Consider the following 2,749-nt stretch of genomic DNA (forward strand, 5'->3'; position numbering starts at 1 on the left):
CGTAAGGGCCATGATGACTTGACGTCATCCCCACCTTCCTCCGGTTTATCACCGGCAGTCTCCTTTGAGTTCCCGACCGAATCGCTGGCAACAAAGGATAAGGGTTGCGCTCGTTGCGGGACTTAACCCAACATTTCACAACACGAGCTGACGACAGCCATGCAGCACCTGTCTCAGCGTTCCCGAAGGCACCAAGGCATCTCTGCCTCGTTCTCTGGATGTCAAGAGTAGGTAAGGTTCTTCGCGTCGCATCGAATTAAACCACATGCTCCAGCGCTTGTGCGAGGCCCCCGTCAATTCATTTGAGTTTTAACCTTGCGGCCGTACTCCCCAGTCGGTCGATTTAACGCGTTAGCTCCGAAAGCCACGGCTCAATGCCACAACCTTCAAATCGACATCGTTTACAGCGTGAACTACCAGGGTATCTAATCCTGTTTGCTTCCCACGCTTTCGTACCTGAGCGTCAGTCTTCGTCCAGGGGGCCGCCTTCGCCACCGGTATTCCTCCAGATCTCTACGCATTTCACCGCTACACCTGGAATTCTACCCCCTCTACGAGACTCTAGCCTGCCAGTTTCAAATGCAGTTCCCAGGTTGAGCCCGGGGATTTCACATCTGACTTAACAGACCGCCTGCGTACGCTTTACGCCCAGTAATTCCGATTAAAGCTCGCACCTTCCGTATTACCGCGGCTGCTGGCACGGAGTTAGCCGGTGCTTCTTCTTGCGGGTAACGTCAATCAATGGCGCTATTAACGCCACTGCCTTCCTCCCCGCTCAAAGTGCTTTACAACCCGAAGGCCTTCTTCACACACGCGGCATGGCTGCATCAGGGTTTCCCCCATTGTGCAATATTCCCCACTGCTGCCTCCCGTAGGAGTCTGGACCGTGTCTCAGTTCCAGTGTGGCAGCTCATCCTCTCAGACCAGCTAGGGATCGTCGCCTAGGTGAGCCATTACCCCACCTACTAGCTAATCCCATCTGGGTTCATCCGATGGTGTGAGGCCCGAAGGTCCCCCACTTTGGTCTTGCGACGTTATGCGGTATTAGCTACCGTTTCCAGTAGTTATCCCCCTCCATCGGGTAGATTCCCAGACATTACTCACCCGTCCGCCGCTCGCCGGCAAAAGAAGCAAGCTTCTTCCCGCTGCCGCTCGACTTGCATGTGTTAGGCCTGCCGCCAGCGTTCAATCTGAGCCATGATCAAACTCTTCAATTAAAAGCTTGATGCTCAAAGAATTAAAACTGGTATTCGTATGAATATTCGTTTGTTCACTCTTCAAGACTTGATATTTCGTGTGTCGATATCGTCTTGTGAGTGCCCACACAGATTGTCTGATAAATTGTTAAAGAACGCTGCGCTGCCGGAATCCGGCTGGCGCGAGGTGGCGTATACTACGCCTTTCTCAATTCAGTGTCAAGCCGTTTCGCCTGTTTCTGAACCCTCCCGTTCACTGTGATGATATTCACATGACCGGTCGATGGAGGCGCATTATAGGGATCCGAATTTATTGCACAAGCCTTTTTTGATCTTTTGCCGCTGACTGTTTATTTTTCATCCCTTCCGCTTTGATCTTAAGCGATCGTCTGCGCAAAAACGGCAAATGGCGGTCAAGGAAAGGTTGTCACAAACGCTTTTGAGACGATACAGTCTATTCAGTACCCCACAAAAGGATCCTTATCATGCCTCAGCACGTTGGACCGCTGCGCCCTTACCGAGACACCTTCCCTCAACTCGGCAAGCGGATCATGATCGATCCCAGCAGCGTGGTCATCGGTCATGTCACCCTCGGCGACGATGTCAGTATTTGGCCGCTGGTCGCTATTCGCGGCGACGTCAACCGCGTGCAAGTCGGCGCGCGCACCAATATTCAGGACGGCTGCGTATTACACGTGACCCATCGCTCCGAGCGCAACCCGGCGGGACATCCCCTGATTATTGGTGATGAGGTCACTGTGGGGCATAAAGCCATGTTGCATGGCTGCACGATCGGCAATCGTGTCCTGATTGGCATGGGAAGCATTATTCTGGATGGCGCCGTCATTGAAGATGAGGTCATCATTGGCGCTGGAAGCCTGGTGGCGTCCGGTAAGCGCCTACACAGTGGCTATCTCTATTTTGGCAGTCCGGCGCGGCGAGTCCGTCACCTGACGCCCGCGGAAATCGGTAATCTCATTTACTCGGCCAATAATTATGTACAGTGGAAGGATGACTATCTCACCCAGGCAGATGAACTGCGGCCGCCTGTAGAAGGACGTTAAATTTATTATCATCGCGCGACCCTGGCATTTTTATCGGCGTAGCTTTAGGGATAGCGCTTCTGGCATCGAAAAACGCATTCCTGCTTAAAGCTTTGGTCATGTGCCATTGTTTCAGGATAAGCAGTATCGGCCGTCAATATCCATTCCCTGAGCGATAAGCGACTCCATTGTATCCTCTACGTCCAGGCGATGCTGACGAAAGAGCGCGAGAGGATTGGACTCATCAGCCGCGGACAAAAAGCGGCTACATAACCAACCCGCGCTGACTTGGCACTCCGCGCGCATCCCGCCCACCGTAAGCGTACGCCCAGCGCCGTCTGTTAATTCTCCATCAAGTTATTGAAGATGATGTCCATTATTTTTTTAATGGGCGCAATTCATGAAACAAACCCCACCAAAACTCTCAAGACGTCGTCCCAATTTCCCGCTGGACTTTAACATTAAACTGGTTGAGCAGGCGCTCCAGCTCGGCGTATCCATTGCCAAGCT

At 52.7% G+C, this 2,749-nt stretch carries 2 protein-coding genes and 1 rRNA gene; 1 reads left to right on the plus strand and 2 read right to left on the minus strand.

The features are described from left to right. A 16S ribosomal RNA gene (locus tag ACMX3H_RS00035) occupies window positions 1–1,217 on the minus strand; the annotation flags it as partial. A gap of 464 nt (window positions 1,218–1,681) precedes the next feature. On the opposite strand from ACMX3H_RS00035, the gene ACMX3H_RS00040 reads away from it, so the two are divergent. Further along, window positions 1,682–2,260, plus strand: a complete 579-nt coding sequence (locus tag ACMX3H_RS00040) for a gamma carbonic anhydrase family protein (RefSeq protein WP_415209321.1) — start codon at window positions 1,682–1,684, stop codon at window positions 2,258–2,260. A 111-nt stretch (window positions 2,261–2,371) separates the two neighbouring features. Here ACMX3H_RS00040 and ACMX3H_RS00045 read toward each other — a convergent pair whose 3' ends face one another. Further along, entirely contained in the window at window positions 2,372–2,545 is a 174-nt protein-coding gene (locus tag ACMX3H_RS00045; RefSeq protein ID WP_415209322.1) for a DUF1488 family protein, read from the minus strand. Window positions 2,546–2,749 lie beyond the last annotated feature (204 nt).

It is taken from the genome of Sodalis sp. (in: enterobacteria) (assembly GCF_047607725.1).
Classification (GTDB): domain Bacteria; phylum Pseudomonadota; class Gammaproteobacteria; order Enterobacterales; family Enterobacteriaceae; genus JBLKSS01.

Bases quoted from the DNA above. Each gene is read 5' to 3' on its own strand.
- ACMX3H_RS00040 (WP_415209321.1), top strand. From the start codon at position 1,682: ATGCCTCAGCACGTTGGACCGCTGCGCCCTTACCGAGACACCTTCCCT.
- ACMX3H_RS00045 (WP_415209322.1), bottom strand. From the start codon at position 2,545: ATGCGCGCGGAGTGCCAAGTCAGCGCGGGTTGGTTATGTAGCCGCTTT.